Origin of the sequence: Nitrosospira lacus (assembly GCF_000355765.4) — a bacterium.
Lineage (GTDB): Bacteria > Pseudomonadota > Gammaproteobacteria > Burkholderiales > Nitrosomonadaceae > Nitrosospira > Nitrosospira lacus.
On record NZ_CP021106.3, the window covers coordinates 2,619,767 to 2,637,792 of the forward strand.

Consider the following 18,026-nt stretch of genomic DNA (forward strand, 5'->3'; position numbering starts at 1 on the left):
GGAGTTGGTCCCTTCAGAGGCCATAAGCAATCCGGATCAGCGTCAATGGGTGCTGTTTCTGCGCCCTGTTCTCCCCCATACCCTGCTGAATATGGCGTCCGGCGATGGCACAGTCCGAGCTGATGTAATCGGGGCCCGGTGCGGCCATCTGCTTAAACACCGGCTTGCCGATCTTCATGGAATCGGCAAAATGCTCGCTTTTGACTCCCCATGTACCGTCATGACCGGAGCAACGCTCCACGACGCTCACCTGGGTACCGGGAACCATTTGAAGTACGTCCCTGGTCTTCTGACCGACGTTCTGCACCCGCAAATGGCAGGGAATGTGATAGGAAACATTACCCAGCGGCTGCTTGAAATCGGTCTTCAGCAAACCGTCCCGATTACGCAGCATCAGATACTCGAATGGATCGAACATGGCTGCCGCTACCGCTCGCACGTCCTCATCCAGGGGAAACATGAGCGGCAATTCCTGCTTGTACATCAGTGTGCATGAAGGTACTGCGGTGAGTATCGCATAACCTTCATTCGCCAGTTTCGCCAGATAAGGGATATTCACTTTCTTGAGCTCATTCACCGCATTCAGATCACCCAGCTCCAGCTTGGGCATGCCGCAACAAGCCTCTTTCTCCACCAGGCATGCCGGAATCTCGTTATGGTCGAGTATTTTCAATAAATCATGTCCAATGCCGGGTTCATTGTAATTCACGTAGCAAGTAGCATAAATCGCCACCTTTCCCGATGTTTTGGCACCGTCGCGAACTTCATGGGAGGAATTGACCCGGGCATGCTTCCGGAATTTATGACTGTCGTATTCGGGCAGTATCCGCTCGGCGTGAATATCCAGCATGCTATCCATCAACTTGCGGACGGCAGGCGCCTTGTTAACGGCGTTCACCGTCTGGGCCACTACCGGAATGCTTGCCAGCTTGCCCATGAGATCGGTACTGGAAAGCAATTTGTCGCGGAAACCGGTTTCGCCCTTTTTGTACTTGACCGCTTTGGCTCGCAGCATCAAGTGCGGAAAATCAATATTCCATGGATGGGGAGGCACGTAGGGACACTTTGTCATGAAACACATATCGCAAAGATAACAGCGATCCACCACCTCCCAGAGATTCCGCTTCTCCACTCCATCCAGCTCGCCGGTAACCCCATCATCGATGAGATCGAATAATCGTGGAAAAGCCGTGCACAGATTGACGCAACGGCGGCAGCCATGACAGATGTCGAAGACACGCTCCATCTCCTGAAACAGCTTCGGCTCGTCATAAAAATCCGGATTTACCCAGTCGAGTGGATGCCGCTTTGGAGGTTCCAGACTGCCTTCGCGAGTGATCATGGCAACACGTGGAAAATAGATGAGGAATTAAAGCAGGACAAAATTGCAGAATAAAACAGACCGACCGGATCGAATGCCATCCGGTCTATCCGTTTTATGACTTTTGTTTAATCGGCCAGGTTATCCAGGGCCCTCTGGAAGCGGTTGGCATGCGAGCGCTCGGCCTTGGCCAGGGTCTCGAACCAATCGCCGATTTCATCAAACCCCTCATCCCGCGCGGACTTGGCCATACCCGGATACATGTCGGTGTATTCATGGGTTTCCCCGGCAATGGCCGTTTTAAGATTGTCGCGCGATGCACCAAAAGGCAGTCCTGTGGCCGGATCTCCACAGGTTTCCAGATATTCCAGATGACCATGGGCGTGCCCGGTTTCTCCCTCGGCAGTGGAGCGGAATACCGCCGCCACATCATTCTGACCTTCCACGTCCGCTTTGGCCGCAAAATAGAGATAACGGCGATTGGCCTGAGATTCCCCGGCAAAAGCCGCTTTCAGATTCTCTTCAGTTTTTGATCCTTTAAGTTCCATAACGCTCTCCTCTTATATAACAAATTGACAATCAAATTGATTAAGGATTCCAGCCTGCTCGCGGTGGTATACCGGATGAATTCCAGTGATTCCTGCCCTCCTGACACCAAGTTAACCAAACCGTAGGAGACTATCGGAGGGTTCTGAGCTTGTCAACTGGGCTTACCGGACGTTTATTGGACGAGCATCCAGTGCGTGAACAGTATTTAGGGCAGAGAAAGCAGGTGGGTTCCGTCCTTGGATCGCCCAATCAAACCCCTGCTCAGGTGACCAGATTCTGCGGCTTGCCGGCCACCCAGGCCTCGATATTCTCAATCAGTTGATTAGCCAGGGATTGCATGGCCTCGTCCGATGCCCAGGCAACATGCGGTGTCAGAATGAAGTTGGGGCGGCGCAGGTCGAGTAATGGATTGCCATCCTTTGGCGGCTCGACCGTCAGCACGTCAAAACCCGCTCCGGCGATCAGGCCTTCATCCAGCGCCTGAACCAGCGCGGCCTCATCCACCAGTCCACCGCGCGCGGTATTGATCAGCAGTGCGCTGCGCTTCATCTTGCGCAGTTCATTGATGCCGATAAGATCTCGCGTTGCGGGGGTTAGCGGACAGTGCAGCGAAAGTATATCCGCCTCGGCAAGTACCTGGTCGAGCGGCGTGAGCACCACCTCTTTTTTCTTGCGAGACGAGTGATAGGCAAACAACACATGCATGCCGAAGCCGCGTGCAATGGCAGCGGTGGCCTGCCCGATGGTACCCTCGCCGATAATCCCCATGGTGGAGCCGGACAACTCGGCGATAGGGTGCGTGAACAAGCAGAACTGTTCCGATTTCTGCCAGGCGCCCTGCTCGATCTCCTGCCGGTATGCCAGCAAATTCCGGCGTAACGCCAGCACCAGCGCGAATACGTGCTCCGGGACAGTGTGAATCGCATAATTGCGGATATTCGCCACCGCGATACCGCGGCTGCGGCACGCCGCAATATCGATGCCATCATATCCGGTCGCCGTTACCGCGATCATTTTCAGCCTGGGCAATTCCGCGAGGGTTTCATCGCTCAACGGTACTTTGTTGATGATTGCCACTGTCGCATTCCGCAGACGCGGCACGATCTGATCGTAAGCTGTGTGGGCGTATTCTTCGTAAGTATGCTCGAAACCCGGCTGGCGCACCTGCGCTTTGATCGAATCGCGTTCAAGAAAAACTACGTGGTGGCTCATATTCATCCTCCCTCGTTTGAGTCTGGGGGCTGCAGCGGCAAGGGCCGATACCCCCAAGGATCGGGGATGATGCTACTCCCGATTCATTCTTGCGGAAAACAGGCTGGCCGAGACAATCAGCGCACCGCCCACCCAATTCCTGAGCGTCATGGCCTCATCTGTCAGGAAATACGCCGCAACCGCCGCAACCACCAGTTCAAACAACATAATAACAATAGCCCGATTCGCGGGAACATGCGTCACACCATACTGCACAACCACGCTCAGCACAAACACGATGACCCCCAGTCCCAGCAGTAGCAGATACGAATCCATGGAAACACCGCCCAGAGTGGGCAGGTCGGGCAAAAACATGCTGTAAACGAATCCTGTCAGCGCGACACCTATCCATACCGCCACGGATTTCGATTGGACATTGTGATACTGGTCTTTGCGGCTCAGCACATTCAAGAGCGCAAACATGAAACCGGCTGACAACCCCATCCAGTCACCGTAAGATGAGGGCAGCAAAGAACCACTTTCTGGTTCCCACAACATGATTATCGCGCCGGCTAGCGAAATGACGATAACCAGATACCCATGCAGGCTTAATTTTTCCTTCAGCAAAAGGCGGGAAAACACGATGGTCCAAAGCGGAGCAAGATAAAACAACAACAGCACACGCATGACTTCGCCATGGATCACGCCGAGCACATACGCGAGATTGGTCCAGCCAGCAAATAGCGCGATCCCCAATAACAGATGGGGTTCACCGCCGGCTATATGCGACATCCGCAAATCTTTCCGGAACCATACCAACCCCAGCAACAAGGCAATAAAATAAGTAATCGCCGTTGCGATTGAACCACTTATCTCAGCTTGTTCCAGCACCCGATAGGGATACCAGAGCAGCCCCCAGATTATAGCGCCACCGAGTAGCGCCGTTACCGGCAAAAGGTTTTGTTTGTTTTGATTATTTTGCTTGGTCAGCAAGCCACCAGCCCCTTATAATTCCGCTTCGATCAAGAGATCCATTCTGAAAATGACTGCCTACGGCCGCAGGTTGCCTTCTTTATAAAATTGAATCCCAACCTCAACCGCCTGCAACCCTACCCCTTCCAGAAGCTTCACAAGCTGTTCGAGGGAATCACACCCAACCGGGCGTTCGCGCCCATCAGCCTGCATATCGGCGAGCCCAAACATGCAACGCCTGATTTCATCCGCCAAGCCCTTACGGACAACCTCGCTGGTCTGGCGCATTATCCCACAACGCTTGGAGCCAGATCGCTGCGTGCGAGTATTGCCACTTGGCTAATGCGGCGTTATCGCTTGCCTGTGATAAATCCAGAAACAGAGATCATTCCCGTTAACGGCAGCCGTGAGGCGCTGTTTTCTGTAGCCCAGGCAGTGATCGATTCATCTCTTTCACAAGCAGCAGTGGTGTGTCCAAATCCGTTTTACCAGATATATGAAGGCGCGGCTTTGCTGGCCGGTGCCACACCTTATTTCTTGAACACGCTGCCGGAGAATGGTTTCACGCTCGGCTATGCGCAATTGCCGGATGATATCTGGTCCCACACGCAACTGGCATACGTCTGCTCACCCGGAAATCCCACGGGCAGAGTGATGTCGATGGATGAGTGGCGGCGATTATTTGAGCTTTCCGACCGGCATGGATTCATCATCGCTGCGGACGAGTGCTACTCCGAAATCTATTTCCATGAAACTGCGCCCCCGCTCGGCGCCCTGGAAGCTGCCCATCGCCTCGGCCGTAGCGGCTTTCCACGGCTGCTGGTATTCAGCAGTCTGTCGAAAAGATCCAATGTGCCGGGTATGCGTTCAGGTTTTGTAGCGGGAGATGCGGCGGTGCTGGAAAAATTTTTGCTCTATCGCACTTACCATGGCAGCGCGATGAATCCCGCGGTACAGGCAGCGAGTGAGGCAGCCTGGAGTGACGAACTTCATGTTATTGAGAACCGCCGCTTGTATCAGGAGAAATTCACGACGGTCACCGAGTTGCTAGCTGGTAACATGCAAATATCCATACCGGACGCGGCATTTTACCTTTGGGTAAAAACACCCGTTGGCGATGTCGAGTTCACCCGGAAGCTATATCAAGATTATAATGTAACGGTATTACCGGGCAGTTATCTGGCACGGTATGCGCATGGGATTAACCCTGGCGAAAATTTCGTGCGCATTGCCCTGGTTGCACCGCTGACTGAATGTATCGAAGCAGCCAGCCGCATAAAAATGCTGATGTCTTGTATATAACGTGCGCCGAAGAATTGAATCGTCAAAAATATTTCGGATATCTTAGGAAAAATAAAGGAAACCCATGGATCAGCTCCAAAGCACCATAGAAGAAGCGTTTGAACGCCGTGCGGAGATTACACCGCGCAATGTCGAGGCCAAACTCAAGGAATCCGTTGCGCAGGTGGTGGAAATGCTCGACAGCGGCAAGCTGCGGGTCGCGGAAAAAATCAACGGTGAATGGACTACGCATCAATGGATCAAGAAGGCGGTGCTGCTTTCCTTTCGCATAGAAGACAATAGCTTTATCAAGGGTGGTTTCTCCAACTATTTCGATAAGGTGCCGTCCAAATTCGCGGACTACAGCTCCAAGGATTTCCGCAACGGCGGTTTTCGCGTGGTGCCTCCCGCCGCCGTACGCAAAGGATCGTTTATCGCCGGCAATGTCGTGCTGATGCCGTCTTATGTCAATATCGGCGCTTACGTGGATGAAGGCACCATGGTCGATACCTGGGCCACGGTAGGCTCCTGTGCCCAGATCGGCAAGAATGTGCACTTGTCCGGCGGCGTGGGCATAGGCGGAGTGCTTGAGCCAGTGCAAGCCAATCCGACCATCATCGAGGATAACTGCTTCATCGGCGCGCGTTCCGAAGTCGTCGAGGGCGTCATCGTGGGAGAGAATTCGGTCATTTCGATGGGCGTATATATTGGCCAGAGCACCAAGATATATAACCGGGAGACAGGTGAAACGAGCTATGGCCGCATCCCGCCGGGATCGGTGGTGGTATCCGGCAATCTGCCCTCCGTGGATGGCAAGTACAGCCTTTACTGCGCGGTCATTGTCAAGCAGGTGGATGCCAAAACCCGCGCAAAGACGGGCATCAATGAGCTGTTGCGCGGGATTTAATCATTATTCGATTTCCAGGAAAATATCCCATGCAAAATGACACGCTGGCTCTTGCACAAGCCCTGATCGCCTGCCGCTCGCTGACACCGTTCGACGAAGGATGCCAGGAAATTCTGATTAATCGCCTGGAAAAAATCGGCTTCGGTATCGAGAGAATACGCTGCGGCGAAGTGGATAATTTGTGGGCACGGCGCGGGACAAACGCGCCGCTGCTGTGTTTTGCCGGTCACACCGATGTAGTGCCAACCGGCCCCATCAACAAATGGGACAGCGACCCATTCAAACCGGAAATCCGCGATGATAGGCTGTACGGCCGGGGTGCGGCCGACATGAAAGGATCGCTGGCGGCGTTTGTTACCGCGATTGAAGCGTTTGTCGCCAGGCACCCCGATCATGGCGGCTCGATTGCGCTGCTCATCACGTCGGACGAAGAGGGCGTCGCCATAGACGGTACCGTCAGAGTGGTTGAAGCACTCAAGGCGCGCAATGAACTGATCGATTATTGCATCGTCGGCGAACCCACATGTGTCGACCACCTGGGCGATACCATCAAGAACGGAAGGCGCGGCTCCTTATCCGGCATATTGACCGTAAAGGGTATTCAAGGCCATATCGCTTATCCGCATCTGGCAAAGAATCCCATCCACCTCGCCGCACCCGCCATCGCCGAGCTGACGCAAACCCGGTGGGATGAAGGCAACGAATACTTTCCGCCCACCACGTGGCAGATTTCCAATATCAATGGCGGCACCGGCGCCACCAACGTGATTCCTGGCGAAGTTACGATGCTGTTCAATTTTCGTTTCTCCACCGCCAGTACGGTTGAATCACTAAAAGCCAGAGTGCACGAAATCCTCAACCGGCAGGATTTCGATTACGACCTGAAATGGGAGTTTTCCGGCAAGCCCTATCTCACACCTAGGGGCAACCTGGTGGATGCCATCAGCAATGCGATCCGAACCGTTGTGGGAATAGAGCCTGAGCTTTCCACTTCGGGGGGCACCTCCGATGGGCGTTTCATCGCCGATATCTGCCCGCAAGTGGTGGAGATGGGACCGCGCAATGCCACCATTCATAAGCTCAATGAATATGTGGAAGTCAAGGATCTGGAACAGCTGCCGGAAATTTACCGGCTGACGCTGGAGCTTTTATTGCTGAGATAATAGGGAGTCTTTCTGAATAAATCCTCCGTGGAGCTCTCAGTCGACAACTCAGTTGGCCAATCGGTTGTCAAACTCGTGAACCTATTCAAAGGCTCCTGTTTACTGGCGAACAGGTCCATGAATTTCGTCATTCCGAGCTTGACCCGGAATCCAATCCCAACCAACAATGGTGTGACTTGCACGCCATGGATACCGGCTTCCGCTGGCATGATGTTTGTACTATTTGCCCACCAGATCAGTAACCAGGCACCTGAATCGCAGCTATCTGAAAGTTAAGGTGTCCATGTATATCGAAGCCAAGACCCAGCTTCAGACGCTACGCGATCTGCTGCGATTCGCGGTAAGCCGCTTTAACGAGGCTAGTCTCTATTTCGGCCATGGATCAGCTTCGGCGTACGACGAGGCGGCCTATCTCATTCTCCACACCCTCCATCTTCCACTCGACCGGCTGGAACCGTTTCTTGATGCGTGCCTCACCACAACGGAACTGGAGCAGGTATTGCACATAATCCAGCGCCGCGCAATAGAAAAAATTCCCGCCGCTTACCTCACCCATGAAGCCTGGCTGGGAGATTTCAGTTTTTATGTGGATGAGCGCGTGATCGTACCGCGCTCCTTCATTGCCGAACTGCTGCGAGAGCAACTGGCGCCATGGATAGAAAACCCCGATGAAATCCATTCAGCGCTAGATCTCTGTACCGGATCGGGATGCCTTGCGGTGTTGCTGGCACACGCTTTTGGAGATGCCGCCATAGACGCCACGGACATTTCACCTGAAGCGCTGCAAGTCGCGCAGAAGAATGTAACGGATTACAACCTGGAACATAGGATCAATCTTATGCAATCCGACTTATTCGCGGGACTGGAAGGACGCCGCTACGATCTCATTATCAGCAATCCGCCTTATGTCAGCGCTGAATCGATGGCGGCACTCCCCGGGGAGTATCGTCACGAGCCGCGTAATGCCCTGGCGAGCGGCGAAGACGGGCTGGAGGCAACCCGCGCAATACTGCGCGAGGCTGCTGACTATTTAACTGATCAGGGCGTGCTGATTGTCGAAATTGGCCATAACCGCGATGCCCTGGAACAGGAATTCCGCCAGACTCCCTTCACCTGGCTGGAAACCAGCACCGGCGATGAGTTTGTGTTCATGCTGAAACGCGATCAGCTTCCCCACTGATTACTCTGGGTTAGCGCTATAAAGCGAACGTTACAAGCGTCATGTCGGAAGCCGGCATACGGCGGCAGGCAAGGCACCCCATTGCTGGGTGGGACTGGATTCCGGGTCAAACCCGGAATGACGAAGATTCGTGGTAATCTTCTTGCCGAATCAAGTGACCAGCGCCAATAAACGCCTTGTCTCGGTCTCATCCAACTCCATCCATTTTCCGCGTTTCAGGCGCGGCGGCAGGTTGATGGGACCAAAGCGCACCCGCATCAGGCGGCTCACCGTCATTCCCACCGTTTCAAACATGCGGCGCACTTCGCGATTCCTGCCTTCCTTCAATATTACCCGGTACCAGTGGTTGGACCCCTCGCCACCCTGGTCCGACAAGTGATCGAACTTCGCCAGGCCATCTTCCAGTTCAATGCCTGTAGTCAGCAATTCCGTCACTTCCGGAGTCAGGCGCCCCATGATCCGTACCGCATATTCACGCTCGACTTCGAACCGGGGATGCATCAGTCGGTTGGCCAATTCTCCGTCGGTGGTGAAAATCAGTAACCCGCTGGTATTGTAGTCAAGCCTGCCGATGGATATCCATTTAGAAGATCGCAATTGCGGCAACTTGTCGAATACGGAAGTCCTGCCCCCGGGATCATCATGGCTGACGATCTCACCCTCCGGTTTATGGTAAAGCACAACCCTGGGAAGGCGGTCATCGGATTTGAAGTGTATGGTGCGCTTGCCCACCCGTATGGTGTCATCAGGCCCGGCCCGATCACCGATTACCGCCACTTTTCCATTAATGGTCGCCCCGCCGGCGGCAATCAGCTCCTCCATCTCACGCCTCGACCCAAGTCCTGCCTGTGCCAGCAACTTTTGGAGTTTGTGCGTAACCGGCGCGGATACTGATGGGGGCGCGGAGCTGGCGTCAGCGCCGGTGGATACGGAACCCTTTTTCTTTATCGGCCTGATCGGCCTCGCTTTCATCTATCGCTCACCTTTAAAACCATGCAGGATTTCTCCCTTTTTCAGAAGAATGAAAATAAGCGCGCACTCACGCCCTGCCGTCAAATCTCCCTGCGCTCGATCACCGCCTGCGCCAGTGTACCGCTATCCACGTGCTCCAGCTCACCACCCACGGGCAACCCGCGCGCGATCCGGGTAACCTTCACTTCCTTGCTGCGTAGAAGCTCGCCGACATAATGGGCGGTCGCCTCGCCTTCCACGGTAAAATTGGTAGCGAGTACGATTTCGCGTACCAGCCCGTCCTGGACCCGCTTCAGCAACCGGTCAAGATGAATCTCCCTGGGGCCAATGCCATCCAAAGGTGAGAGCCTGCCCATCAGCACGAAATACATGCCCTTGTAACAGTGCGCCTGTTCCATCATCAGCAGGTCGGCCGGCATTTCCACCACGCATAGCAATGTCGCATCGCGCCGCTCGGAACGGCACAACTCGCACACGATTTCTTCAGTGAAGTTGTTGCATTTCTCGCAGTGCCTGATATGTTCCAGTGCATAGGCAAGCGACTTGGCAAGCCGCTCTGCGCCGGCATGATCCCGCTGCAGGAGATGATAAGCCATGCGTTGCGCCGACCTGGGTCCCACTCCGGGCAGGCAGCGCAACGATTCGATCAGGTCTTCGAGACTGGTTGGCGTTTTCATTGTAAATAAAGCCCGAGAAGGAGCATTGCACGAAGCGGCACACGCATTCCAATATCCGGTCCATTAGATCCCATCTTCGACAAATTAAAACGGCAATTTCATCCCGGGCGGTAGCGCCATTCCGGAAGTCAAGCCAGCCATTTTTTCCTGCGTGGTGACTTCCACCCGCCGCACCGCATCGTTTACCGCGGCGGCGATCAGGTCTTCGAGCATGTCCTTATCGTCACCAATCAGGCTGTCGTCGATAGCCACGCGCTTGACATCATAGCGACAAGTCATCACCACCTTGACCATGCCGGCGCCGGACTGGCCTTCGACTTCGATCGAGGCCAATTTCTCCTGCATATTTTTCATGTTCTCCTGCATTTGCTGAGCCTGCTTCATAAAATTGCCCAAGCCACCTTTCATCATTTTCCACCTCCACTATTGAATGGGTTTGATCGAGGAAACGATCAGTTCCGCGTCGAAATTCTCCACCAGCTCTCGTACGAACGGGTCTGTTTCGATGGCCGTGATAGCCTGCGACTGCTTCTGCTGTTTTTCCTGGTTTTCCAGCTCCGCGGGATTCATGCCCGTCACGATCCCGACAGAGAACTTTAATCGGACCGGCTTACCGAGATACTCGCTCAGCGCGGCGCTCATTTTCTCCTGATGTCTTTTTTCCAGCAGGTGCTTGTGCTTTTCCGGTACGCAAAATTCGATTTCGTTCGGGGAAGCCTTCTTCACCTCACAATATTGAGCCAGCATCTTTGGCATTCCGTTCAACTTGAGCTGGTTTGCCATCGTTGTCCAGTCGCTGCCAAATATACTCACGGTGGGTGCAGGTCCAACCGTTGCTGTTTCGGCTGATTTCGCTTCTTTTACCGTTTCTGCTATGTTGAATGCTTCTGTCGTTTTTCTTGTTTCTGTCGTTTCCGCGGTTCCGGGTATTTCCACAAGCCTTGGGATTGAAGGCGAAGGCCGCTTTATCTCTTTATCATGCTTCGGTCCTGTAGCCCTGGGCATGTCCTCCGGCATGAACGCCAGCAACCGCATCAGCGTCATGGTGAAACCCGCATACTCATCCGGCGCCTGGGACAGATCGGAGCGGCCATGTATGACAATCTGATAAAACAGCTGAATATCTTCCGGTGTGAACGTCTTCGCCAACGCGAAAATTTCCTCGCGCTCGGGGGTCTCCTCAGCAATAGCCGACGGTACGACTTGCGCCAGCGCAAGACGATGCAGTAACGTTGCCAGATCCTGCAAAGCCGCATTGAACGACAAGCTACGGGTTTCCATCGCGTCAGCCACCGCAAGCATCCGGGCACCATCATTTTGCGACACGGCATCCAGCAAGTCATAAAGATAACCCTGATCGATGGCCCCCAGCATGTCCCGCACCCCGGCTTCTTCGATCGTCCCCTTACCGAAGGCAATCGCCTGATCCAGAATACTCAAGGCATCGCGCATGCTGCCCTGCGCCGCCCGCGCCAGCAGCTGTAATGATGTGGCGTCGCAGCTTATCTTTTCCTGTTCAAGCACATGCTTGAGGTGGGCGACAATCAGCGGTAACGGGATCTGCTTCAGGTTGAATTGCAGGCAGCGAGACAAAACGGTAACGGGAATCTTTTGCGGATCGGTCGTGGCAAGAACAAATTTGACATGTTCTGGTGGCTCTTCCAGCGTTTTCAGCATGGCATTGAAAGCCGATTTGGAGAGCATGTGGACTTCATCGATGATGTAAATCTTGTAACGGGCGCTGGTGGGAGCATAAAGGGCGTTTTCCAGCAGCTCACGCATCTTGTCCACCTGTGTATTGGAGGCGGCATCCATCTCGATCAAGTCGACAAAGCGTCCGCTATCAATTTCCGTGCAGGTGGAACAAATGCCGCAAGGTGTGGGCGTAATCCCGGTCTGGCAATTGAGCGCCTTGGCCAGAATACGTGCGATAGTGGTTTTGCCGATGCCGCGCGTGCCGGTAAACAGGTAGGCATGGTGCAGTCTTTTTTGCTCAAGTGCGTTGGTAAGCGCCCTGACCACGTGCTCCTGTCCAGTCAGCTCGGAAAAACTCCTGGGACGCCATTTGCGGGCAAGGACTTGAGTTGGCACGATAGCGGAAAAGTGATAACCGAGAGGAGATAGAAAAGATTATTGTAGACTGGCCGGAAACTCGCATTCGTTCCGCAGACGACCCAAGGATAGGCCGGAACCGGCATTGCAAACGCCGGTTCCGGCCTGCTGCCTATCCAAATAAAAAGGGTGGCGAGCCTGACCCCCGGCACTTGCAGAAAATAGCTGTGGCTGCTTCCTTCCGGACCTGACCAGGTTCACTACTATGCAATGCGGGGAGGCCCGCCATAAAAAGTGAAAATAGTTTCAACCAGCAACTCGCAATAGAGTTACTATTTATAATAATCAATTAATTATACTTGATAAAATCCAGGCTTGCGGCAGGGAATTACGCTGCCCATCAATTGTGTCATTGTGCACGGAGTCGACGCCTGCGTCTACTGCCATACCCGCAAGAATAGATGATTAGGGCTGAGTCCCGATTTTTCGGGCAAGCGCCAGCAATTCCCTTCCATTTTCAAGTCCATCAAGGAAACGTTCGGGAATTCCCTCAAGCCCTACCTGTGCGCCAACCAGGGCGCCAGTCAGCATCGCACGCGACATGTTCTGCCCCCCCCCCGTTTACGGCATGCAGCACCGCGGATTCGAAGTCATCCGCAAAACGCGCCGCAAGATAGTATGCGGCGGGAAGTTGATGATAGATGGCACACGGCATACCGTAAACGATGGATACTTTGCAGGCCGGTTCAATTCGGATATCCGGATCAATCGCCGCGAGGGCAACATAATGCGGTGTTAACAGCGCGTCGGGAGAGGAAAAGCGCCCGGCTCGTGGCGGATCGGGCTCGCCGGGACGGGGTGGAGCAAGATTGCTTTTTGTCACGGAATGAAATGGCAACTCGCCATTTTGAACAAGCTGCATGAGCTTGTCCGAAATCACCGGCGTCAGTTTCTCTCCGGCAATCAAGCGGGACAGAATTACGTTGTAGGCCGTCGTCATGGCGACGATGGCCTCATCGCCTTGCGTAAGAAGGCAATTGGCGGAAACCGTCTCGGCAACTTTTCGCGGGTGGTTCGCATAATGCGCAGCAAGCACAATGGCGCGTTCAGCCGCTTCCGTGGTATCCGCATGCCCTCCGGTTTCACGCCATGTCTTTCCTTGCTCCACGCGCCTGCGATATGCCTCCCGTATCGATTGGCTGGTATATCCGCCTGGGCCGTATACCGGCGTGCCATTCAGCAAGGGAAACAATTCTTCATCGAGCCTGCGGGTAAAGTCCTCCTCACGATACTCCCCATGCTCCGCCACTGACCTGAGGAGCATGACGAAGATCAAGCCTGTCTGGGAAAGTTGTCCGGCAGTCATACCGCCGTGGTAACGATCCAGTTTCGGAGTCGTATAACCGTTCACCCAGGGACCATAATCCTTGCGCATCTCGGCAAGGTCATAATACCAGTGGCATCCCAAACCGAGGGCATCACCGACCAGCGCACCCATGATGGCACCGGAAACTCGGTCCATTTTTATCCCTTCAATAACGTTAAACCAAGCAAAAATTCGTCTAATAATCTATCGAGAAGATTATTGCGATTCAATAAGCTGTTGAACAGGGATGAATCATATCACAAGCTCAGATATGCAGTGGTTTGCCTCTAATTCTACGACTCAGGGCATAAATAAAGGTGGAAGAACAAAATTTTTGATGTTTTTTTGCGATTTCTGACCAACAGTGTCTATCACCAGATCTCCATATTCTGCACCGTCATTCGTTTATGTAATTCTGGGTGCGCCCTCATAAGCCCACTGGAGGGAGGCAACGAAACGGGGAGATCGGGAATTTGTGTCGCTTCACATGGATTTCGCCGATTTATCGGGCGATCATCACGGCGTCAGCGCAAATAACAGTAAGACTCAGCCCGCACGCCTGCTGGCCGTCTTTGTCGTCGATACCGACGAAAAAAACCTCGTCACGAACGACAAATAATAAAAGAACGGATTCCATGCATCCAGCCTAAAGAATAAGGCTAGATTGCGGGAGGGAATAAAGGGGTCAAACTGAAAGCTAAGGTCGGATGCCCTATATGACCGGGTTAGGCTGCCGATCATAACCTCTCTCTGCATACGCTAGTCCACGAGATTTTATGGACCCTATTTTACTGAAAAAAACTGAACTAACCCCTTGTTCTATTAGTGAGCCGTGAGTGGTTCGAATGCTCGATCTACGGATTAAGAGTCCATAACACCGCATTATTCAAATAAGAAATGCCTGCATGGCGCCTACACGAAAAGCAAAAACAAATGACTTGCAAGAAATATTCTTGCAAGTCATTTGTTTTTATGGTTGCGGGGGCAGGATTTGAACCTACGACCTTCGGGTTATGAGCCCGACGAGCTGCCAGACTGCTCCACCCCGCGGCAGAAGGAGAGCTATTATAGCAAGCTGAATTTATCAAGGTCAAATCTTATTCCTGTCGACTAGGATCAGGAAATTATTCTCATACTCCCTTGTGCCTTGGCGGAATCCTTGCGCAGGCCAGCACTGCCATACTTCCGCAGAGGATCAGTGTTCGCTTCTAAATGAAATCATTTTCTATTTCTTATGCGAGTTAGCGCACAGAGTGTCTTACCGAATAACGGCAACATTACAATTTAGCGTCGTCATTCAAATGCTGTTCATTCAGTGGCATTATATAAATGATTAGCAAACCTGACATTCTTAACGCCAGCATCCTGATTGTTGATGATAAGGATGTCAATGTCCAGCTGCTTGAACAGATGCTGAGCGATGCCGGCTATACCCATACCACCTCGACCATGGACCCCTACGAGGTTTGTGCGCTCTATCGCCAGAATCGCTATGATCTGATCCTGCTCGACCTGCAAATGCCCGGCATGGATGGCTTCCAGGTGCTCGAAGGCTTGAAGGCAATAGAACCCGAGGGCTACCTTCCGGTACTCGTAATTACCGCCCAGCCAGGACATAAGCTGCAGGCGCTGCAGGCGGGCGCCAAAGACTTTGTCAGCAAGCCGTTTGATCTGGTCGAAGTCCAGACACGCATCCACAATATGCTGGAAGTACGCTTGTTGTATAAGGAACTCGAGAATTACAACAAGCAGCTGGAACAGACCGTGGCCGAACGAACCGCGGAATTGCGCGAGAGCGAGGCGCGCTTTCGCCGCCTGACAGAACTGGCCTCCGACTGGTATTGGGAGCAGGATGAGAACGGGCGTTTCACCAAGGTGTATGGTCCGGCCCTCGAAATGCTTGGCATTACCGTCGATGCCTTACTGGGTGATGAATATAAAGGAAGCAACAAGGAGGCCCGCTGGGATGAGGCTGACTATGCGGTATTCAAGGCAAATATCGCGGCACGGCGCCCCTTCCTTGATTTTGTCTATAGCCGTGTCAGATCCGATGGCTCGCGACAATATCTGATGGTCAGCGGCGAACCGGTGTTCGATTCATCCGGCCGCTTCACCGGCTATCGTGGAATCGGCAAGGATGTCACTGAAAGCATGCGTCCGGTTAATCCGGTACAGCAGTTCAGTATAGTTACATAATAGTTACTACGTATCCAATTAAAATCAACAAAAGCAGACAGCCCATGATTGCAGATACGGCATCTAATGGATTACTTCTTCAGCCCGGGGTTGTGATCCTTGGAGGCATTTTGAACCAATGTAGCTCCACCTTCATGAGTCCGCTACAGGATTAGGATGATCAGCGAGACCGACATTCGCGCCGCCAAAATCCTGATAGTCGATGATCAGGAATCAAATACCCAGTTGCTGGAAAGCGTGCTGACCACTGCAAACTATACTTCCGTGACTTCGGTGACGGACCCCCATAAAGTCTATGAGATACATCGTCAGAATCACTACGATCTGATTCTGCTCGACTTGGAAATGCCGGGTATGAATGGCTTTCAGGTGCTTGAAGCATTAAAGGAAATTGAAACGGATGGATATCTCTCTGTGCTGGTGGTAACCGCCCATCCGAGCTACAAGCTGCGCGCGCTTCAATCCGGCGCCAAGGATTTTATCAGTAAGCCATTTGATGTAGCCGAAGTGCTTGCACGTGTTCACAATCTGTTAGAAGTGCGTCTGCTGCATCAAAGAGCGCGTCATTATGCCAAAACTCAGGAGTTCATGGCATTGCATGACCCGCTGACCGGCCTTGCCAACAGGCGGCTTCTGGTCGAACGAGTTTCCCATGCCATCATTCACGCAAAAAGAAACAATGGCATCATGGCGGTGGTGTATCTGGATTTGGATGGATTCAAGGAGATCAATAATAATCTGGGTCACGATGGCGGCGATCTGCTTTTGAAGTTAGTTGCGGCACGCCTCGTAGCTACCGTGCGACAGGAAGATACGGTAGCACGCCTTGGGGGTGATGAATTTGTGATCGCCATGCCGTATATCACTACCGGCGATGGCGTGGCGCTTGCGGCAGAAAAAATAATCAGAGCATTGTCTCAACCCTATAGCGTTCAAGGCAATAACGTTAGCGTGACCGCCAGTGCGGGTATCGGGCTTTACCCTCACAATGGGGAAGATGTGAAGACCCTTCTAAAAAATGCGGATATCGCTTTGCTGGATGCCAAACACGCAAGCAAAAACACGTATCGCATTTCGGAGCGTACCAATTAATTTTTTTAATTTCATTTTGCATGATACCCACGCAAGTGCAATGAATGGCCAATTAATTGCTTTCCGCCGCTATCTTCAGCGTACGTTCTCCGATAGACCTACCAAAGTGCCATTGTTTCTTATAACAAAGGAGATATGATGTAAGTGCCGGTTCAGTCAGATAGAATAATAACCTCATGGAGCCAATGGGGTAGCTAAGGGGTAGCTGAGCCAGAATTAAAAAATATGGATTAATTAATAACAAAATGGACAGAAATAAATGATTAGCAAACCTGACATTCTTAACGCCAGCATCCTGATTGTTGATGATAAGGATGTCAATGTCCGGCTGCTTGAACAGATGCTGAGCGATGCCGGCTATACCCATACCACCTCGACCATGGACCCCTACGAGGTTTGTGCGCTCTATCGCCAGAATCGCTATGATCTGATCCTGCTCGACCTGCAAATGCCCGGCATGGATGGCTTCCAGGTGCTCGAAGGCTTGAAGGCAATAGAACCCGAGGGCTACCTTCCGGTACTCGTAATTACCGCCCAGCCAGGACATAAGCTGCAGGCGCTGCAGGCGGGCGCCAAAGACTTTGTCAGCAAGCCGTTTGATCTGGTCGAAGTCCAGACACGCATCCACAATATGCTGGAAGTACGCTTGTTGTATAAGGAACTCGAGAATTACAACAAGCAGCTGGAACAGACCGTGGCCGAACGAACCGCGGAATTGCGCGAGAGCGAGGCGCGCTTTCGCCGCCTGACAGAACTGGCCTCCGACTGGTATTGGGAGCAGGATGAGAACGGGCGTTTCACCAAGGTGTATGGTCCGGCCCTCGAAATGCTTGGCATTACCGTCGATGCCTTACTGGGTGATGAATATAAAGGAAGCAACAAGGAGGCCCGCTGGGATGAGGCTGACTATGCGGTATTCAAGGCAAATATCGCGGCACGGCGCCCCTTCCTTGATTTTGTCTATAGCCGTGTCAGATCCGATGGCTCACGACAATATCTGATGGTCAGCGGCGAACCGATGTTCGATTCATCCGGCCGCTTCACCGGCTATCGTGGAATCGGCAAGGATGTCACTGAAAGCATGCATGACAAGCAAAATTCTTAGAC

The 18,026-nt window shown here is 52.9% G+C and carries 18 protein-coding genes, 1 tRNA gene and 1 other RNA gene; 8 read left to right on the forward strand and 12 right to left on the reverse strand.

Features of this window, described 5'->3' with window-relative positions; translation table 11 throughout:
• Positions 1 to 13 precede the first annotated feature (13 nt).
• From EBAPG3_RS11930 to EBAPG3_RS11945, 4 genes are all read right to left on the reverse strand, one after another.
• Positions 14 to 1,342, reverse strand: a complete 1,329-nt coding sequence (locus tag EBAPG3_RS11930; RefSeq protein ID WP_004177888.1) for a heterodisulfide reductase-related iron-sulfur binding cluster — start codon at positions 1,340 to 1,342, stop codon at positions 14 to 16.
• Positions 1,343 to 1,449: 107 nt separating this feature from the next.
• The gene (locus EBAPG3_RS11935) at positions 1,450 to 1,869 is read right to left on the reverse strand and encodes a rubrerythrin family protein (protein WP_004177887.1); all 420 of its coding nucleotides are present in this window, start codon (positions 1,867 to 1,869) and stop codon (positions 1,450 to 1,452) included.
• Positions 1,870 to 2,131: 262 nt separating this feature from the next.
• Positions 2,132 to 3,082, reverse strand: a complete 951-nt coding sequence (locus tag EBAPG3_RS11940) for a D-2-hydroxyacid dehydrogenase (RefSeq protein ID WP_004177886.1) — start codon at positions 3,080 to 3,082, stop codon at positions 2,132 to 2,134.
• Between the two features lie 72 nt (positions 3,083 to 3,154).
• On the reverse strand, positions 3,155 to 4,054 hold the full coding sequence (locus EBAPG3_RS11945; protein ID WP_004177885.1) for a DMT family transporter: 900 nt from the start codon (positions 4,052 to 4,054) through the stop codon (positions 3,155 to 3,157).
• 87 nt (positions 4,055 to 4,141) lie between these two features.
• Between EBAPG3_RS11945 and dapC the strand changes: the two genes are divergently transcribed.
• From dapC to prmB, 4 genes are all read left to right on the forward strand, one after another.
• Complete coding sequence (dapC, locus tag EBAPG3_RS11950) at positions 4,142 to 5,335, forward strand: succinyldiaminopimelate transaminase (RefSeq protein ID WP_004177884.1); 1,194 nt, start codon at positions 4,142 to 4,144, stop codon at positions 5,333 to 5,335.
• 64 nt (positions 5,336 to 5,399) lie between these two features.
• Positions 5,400 to 6,221: a 2,3,4,5-tetrahydropyridine-2,6-dicarboxylate N-succinyltransferase gene (dapD, locus tag EBAPG3_RS11955; RefSeq protein ID WP_004177883.1), complete on the forward strand. Its 822-nt coding sequence runs from the start codon at positions 5,400 to 5,402 to the stop codon at positions 6,219 to 6,221.
• A 29-nt stretch (positions 6,222 to 6,250) separates the two neighbouring features.
• The gene (gene dapE / locus EBAPG3_RS11960; RefSeq protein ID WP_004177882.1) at positions 6,251 to 7,384 is read left to right on the forward strand and encodes a succinyl-diaminopimelate desuccinylase; all 1,134 of its coding nucleotides are present in this window, start codon (positions 6,251 to 6,253) and stop codon (positions 7,382 to 7,384) included.
• Between the two features lie 283 nt (positions 7,385 to 7,667).
• Positions 7,668 to 8,564 carry a 50S ribosomal protein L3 N(5)-glutamine methyltransferase gene (gene prmB / locus EBAPG3_RS11965; protein WP_040852288.1) on the forward strand — a complete coding sequence of 299 codons (897 nt, stop codon included), beginning with the start codon at positions 7,668 to 7,670 and terminating at the stop codon, positions 8,562 to 8,564.
• A 150-nt stretch (positions 8,565 to 8,714) separates the two neighbouring features.
• Here the strand turns inward: prmB and rluB are convergent, their stop codons facing one another.
• From rluB to EBAPG3_RS11995, 7 genes are all read right to left on the reverse strand, one after another.
• On the reverse strand, positions 8,715 to 9,536 hold the full coding sequence (gene rluB, locus EBAPG3_RS11970) for a 23S rRNA pseudouridine(2605) synthase RluB (protein ID WP_040852268.1): 822 nt from the start codon (positions 9,534 to 9,536) through the stop codon (positions 8,715 to 8,717).
• Between the two features lie 80 nt (positions 9,537 to 9,616).
• A complete protein-coding gene (gene recR, locus EBAPG3_RS11975; protein WP_004177878.1) occupies positions 9,617 to 10,213 on the reverse strand; it encodes a recombination mediator RecR in 597 nt (198 codons plus the stop codon).
• 84 nt (positions 10,214 to 10,297) lie between these two features.
• A complete protein-coding gene (locus tag EBAPG3_RS11980; protein ID WP_004177877.1) occupies positions 10,298 to 10,621 on the reverse strand; it encodes a YbaB/EbfC family nucleoid-associated protein in 324 nt (107 codons plus the stop codon).
• Between the two features lie 15 nt (positions 10,622 to 10,636).
• The gene (gene dnaX, locus EBAPG3_RS11985; protein ID WP_040852262.1) at positions 10,637 to 12,304 is read right to left on the reverse strand and encodes a DNA polymerase III subunit gamma/tau; all 1,668 of its coding nucleotides are present in this window, start codon (positions 12,302 to 12,304) and stop codon (positions 10,637 to 10,639) included.
• A 149-nt stretch (positions 12,305 to 12,453) separates the two neighbouring features.
• An RNA gene (ffs, locus tag EBAPG3_RS11990) (signal recognition particle sRNA small type) lies at positions 12,454 to 12,552 on the reverse strand.
• Positions 12,553 to 12,730: 178 nt separating this feature from the next.
• On the reverse strand, positions 12,731 to 12,868 hold the full coding sequence (locus EBAPG3_RS15515) for a hypothetical protein (RefSeq protein ID WP_004177875.1): 138 nt from the start codon (positions 12,866 to 12,868) through the stop codon (positions 12,731 to 12,733).
• Positions 12,816 to 13,787 carry an ADP-ribosylglycohydrolase family protein gene (locus tag EBAPG3_RS11995; RefSeq protein ID WP_237089672.1) on the reverse strand — a complete coding sequence of 324 codons (972 nt, stop codon included), beginning with the start codon at positions 13,785 to 13,787 and terminating at the stop codon, positions 12,816 to 12,818. Before EBAPG3_RS11995 ends, EBAPG3_RS15515 begins: the two co-directional genes overlap by 53 nt.
• Positions 13,788 to 14,106: 319 nt before the next feature.
• Here EBAPG3_RS11995 and EBAPG3_RS12000 point away from each other — a divergent pair, with 319 nt between their 5' ends.
• Entirely contained in the window at positions 14,107 to 14,250 is a 144-nt protein-coding gene (locus EBAPG3_RS12000; protein WP_004175287.1) for a cupin domain-containing protein, read from the forward strand.
• A gap of 354 nt (positions 14,251 to 14,604) precedes the next feature.
• Here the strand turns inward: EBAPG3_RS12000 and EBAPG3_RS12005 are convergent.
• Positions 14,605 to 14,681: transfer RNA gene (locus EBAPG3_RS12005), tRNA-Met, on the reverse strand.
• Positions 14,682 to 14,960: 279 nt separating this feature from the next.
• Here EBAPG3_RS12005 and EBAPG3_RS12010 point away from each other — a divergent pair.
• The 3 genes from EBAPG3_RS12010 (at position 14,961) to EBAPG3_RS12020 (ending at position 18,024) form a co-directional block, all read left to right on the forward strand.
• Positions 14,961 to 15,827, forward strand: coding sequence for a response regulator (locus EBAPG3_RS12010; protein WP_085922035.1), 867 nt, complete (start codon positions 14,961 to 14,963; stop codon positions 15,825 to 15,827).
• Positions 15,828 to 15,983: 156 nt separating this feature from the next.
• The gene (locus EBAPG3_RS12015; RefSeq protein WP_004176122.1) at positions 15,984 to 16,919 is read left to right on the forward strand and encodes a GGDEF domain-containing response regulator; all 936 of its coding nucleotides are present in this window, start codon (positions 15,984 to 15,986) and stop codon (positions 16,917 to 16,919) included.
• A gap of 259 nt (positions 16,920 to 17,178) precedes the next feature.
• Entirely contained in the window at positions 17,179 to 18,024 is an 846-nt protein-coding gene (locus EBAPG3_RS12020; protein ID WP_085922036.1) for a response regulator, read from the forward strand.
• Positions 18,025 to 18,026: the final 2 nt, after the last annotated feature.

Bases quoted from the DNA above. Each gene is read 5' to 3' on its own strand.
- EBAPG3_RS11995 (WP_237089672.1), bottom strand. From the start codon at position 13,787: ATGGACCGAGTTTCCGGTGCCATCATGGGTGCGCTGGTCGGTGATGCC.
- EBAPG3_RS11930 (WP_004177888.1), bottom strand. From the start codon at position 1,342: ATGATCACTCGCGAAGGCAGTCTGGAACCTCCAAAGCGGCATCCACTC.
- dapD (WP_004177883.1), top strand. From the start codon at position 5,400: ATGGATCAGCTCCAAAGCACCATAGAAGAAGCGTTTGAACGCCGTGCG.
- dapE (WP_004177882.1), top strand. From the start codon at position 6,251: ATGCAAAATGACACGCTGGCTCTTGCACAAGCCCTGATCGCCTGCCGC.
- recR (WP_004177878.1), bottom strand. From the start codon at position 10,213: ATGAAAACGCCAACCAGTCTCGAAGACCTGATCGAATCGTTGCGCTGC.
- EBAPG3_RS11980 (WP_004177877.1), bottom strand. From the start codon at position 10,621: ATGAAAGGTGGCTTGGGCAATTTTATGAAGCAGGCTCAGCAAATGCAG.
- EBAPG3_RS15515 (WP_004177875.1), bottom strand. From the start codon at position 12,868: ATGTCGCGTGCGATGCTGACTGGCGCCCTGGTTGGCGCACAGGTAGGG.
- EBAPG3_RS12020 (WP_085922036.1), top strand. From the start codon at position 17,179: ATGATTAGCAAACCTGACATTCTTAACGCCAGCATCCTGATTGTTGAT.
- EBAPG3_RS12010 (WP_085922035.1), top strand. From the start codon at position 14,961: ATGATTAGCAAACCTGACATTCTTAACGCCAGCATCCTGATTGTTGAT.
- rluB (WP_040852268.1), bottom strand. From the start codon at position 9,536: ATGAAAGCGAGGCCGATCAGGCCGATAAAGAAAAAGGGTTCCGTATCC.
- EBAPG3_RS12015 (WP_004176122.1), top strand. From the start codon at position 15,984: ATGATCAGCGAGACCGACATTCGCGCCGCCAAAATCCTGATAGTCGAT.
- prmB (WP_040852288.1), top strand. From the start codon at position 7,668: ATGTATATCGAAGCCAAGACCCAGCTTCAGACGCTACGCGATCTGCTG.
- EBAPG3_RS11940 (WP_004177886.1), bottom strand. From the start codon at position 3,082: ATGAGCCACCACGTAGTTTTTCTTGAACGCGATTCGATCAAAGCGCAG.
- EBAPG3_RS11935 (WP_004177887.1), bottom strand. From the start codon at position 1,869: ATGGAACTTAAAGGATCAAAAACTGAAGAGAATCTGAAAGCGGCTTTT.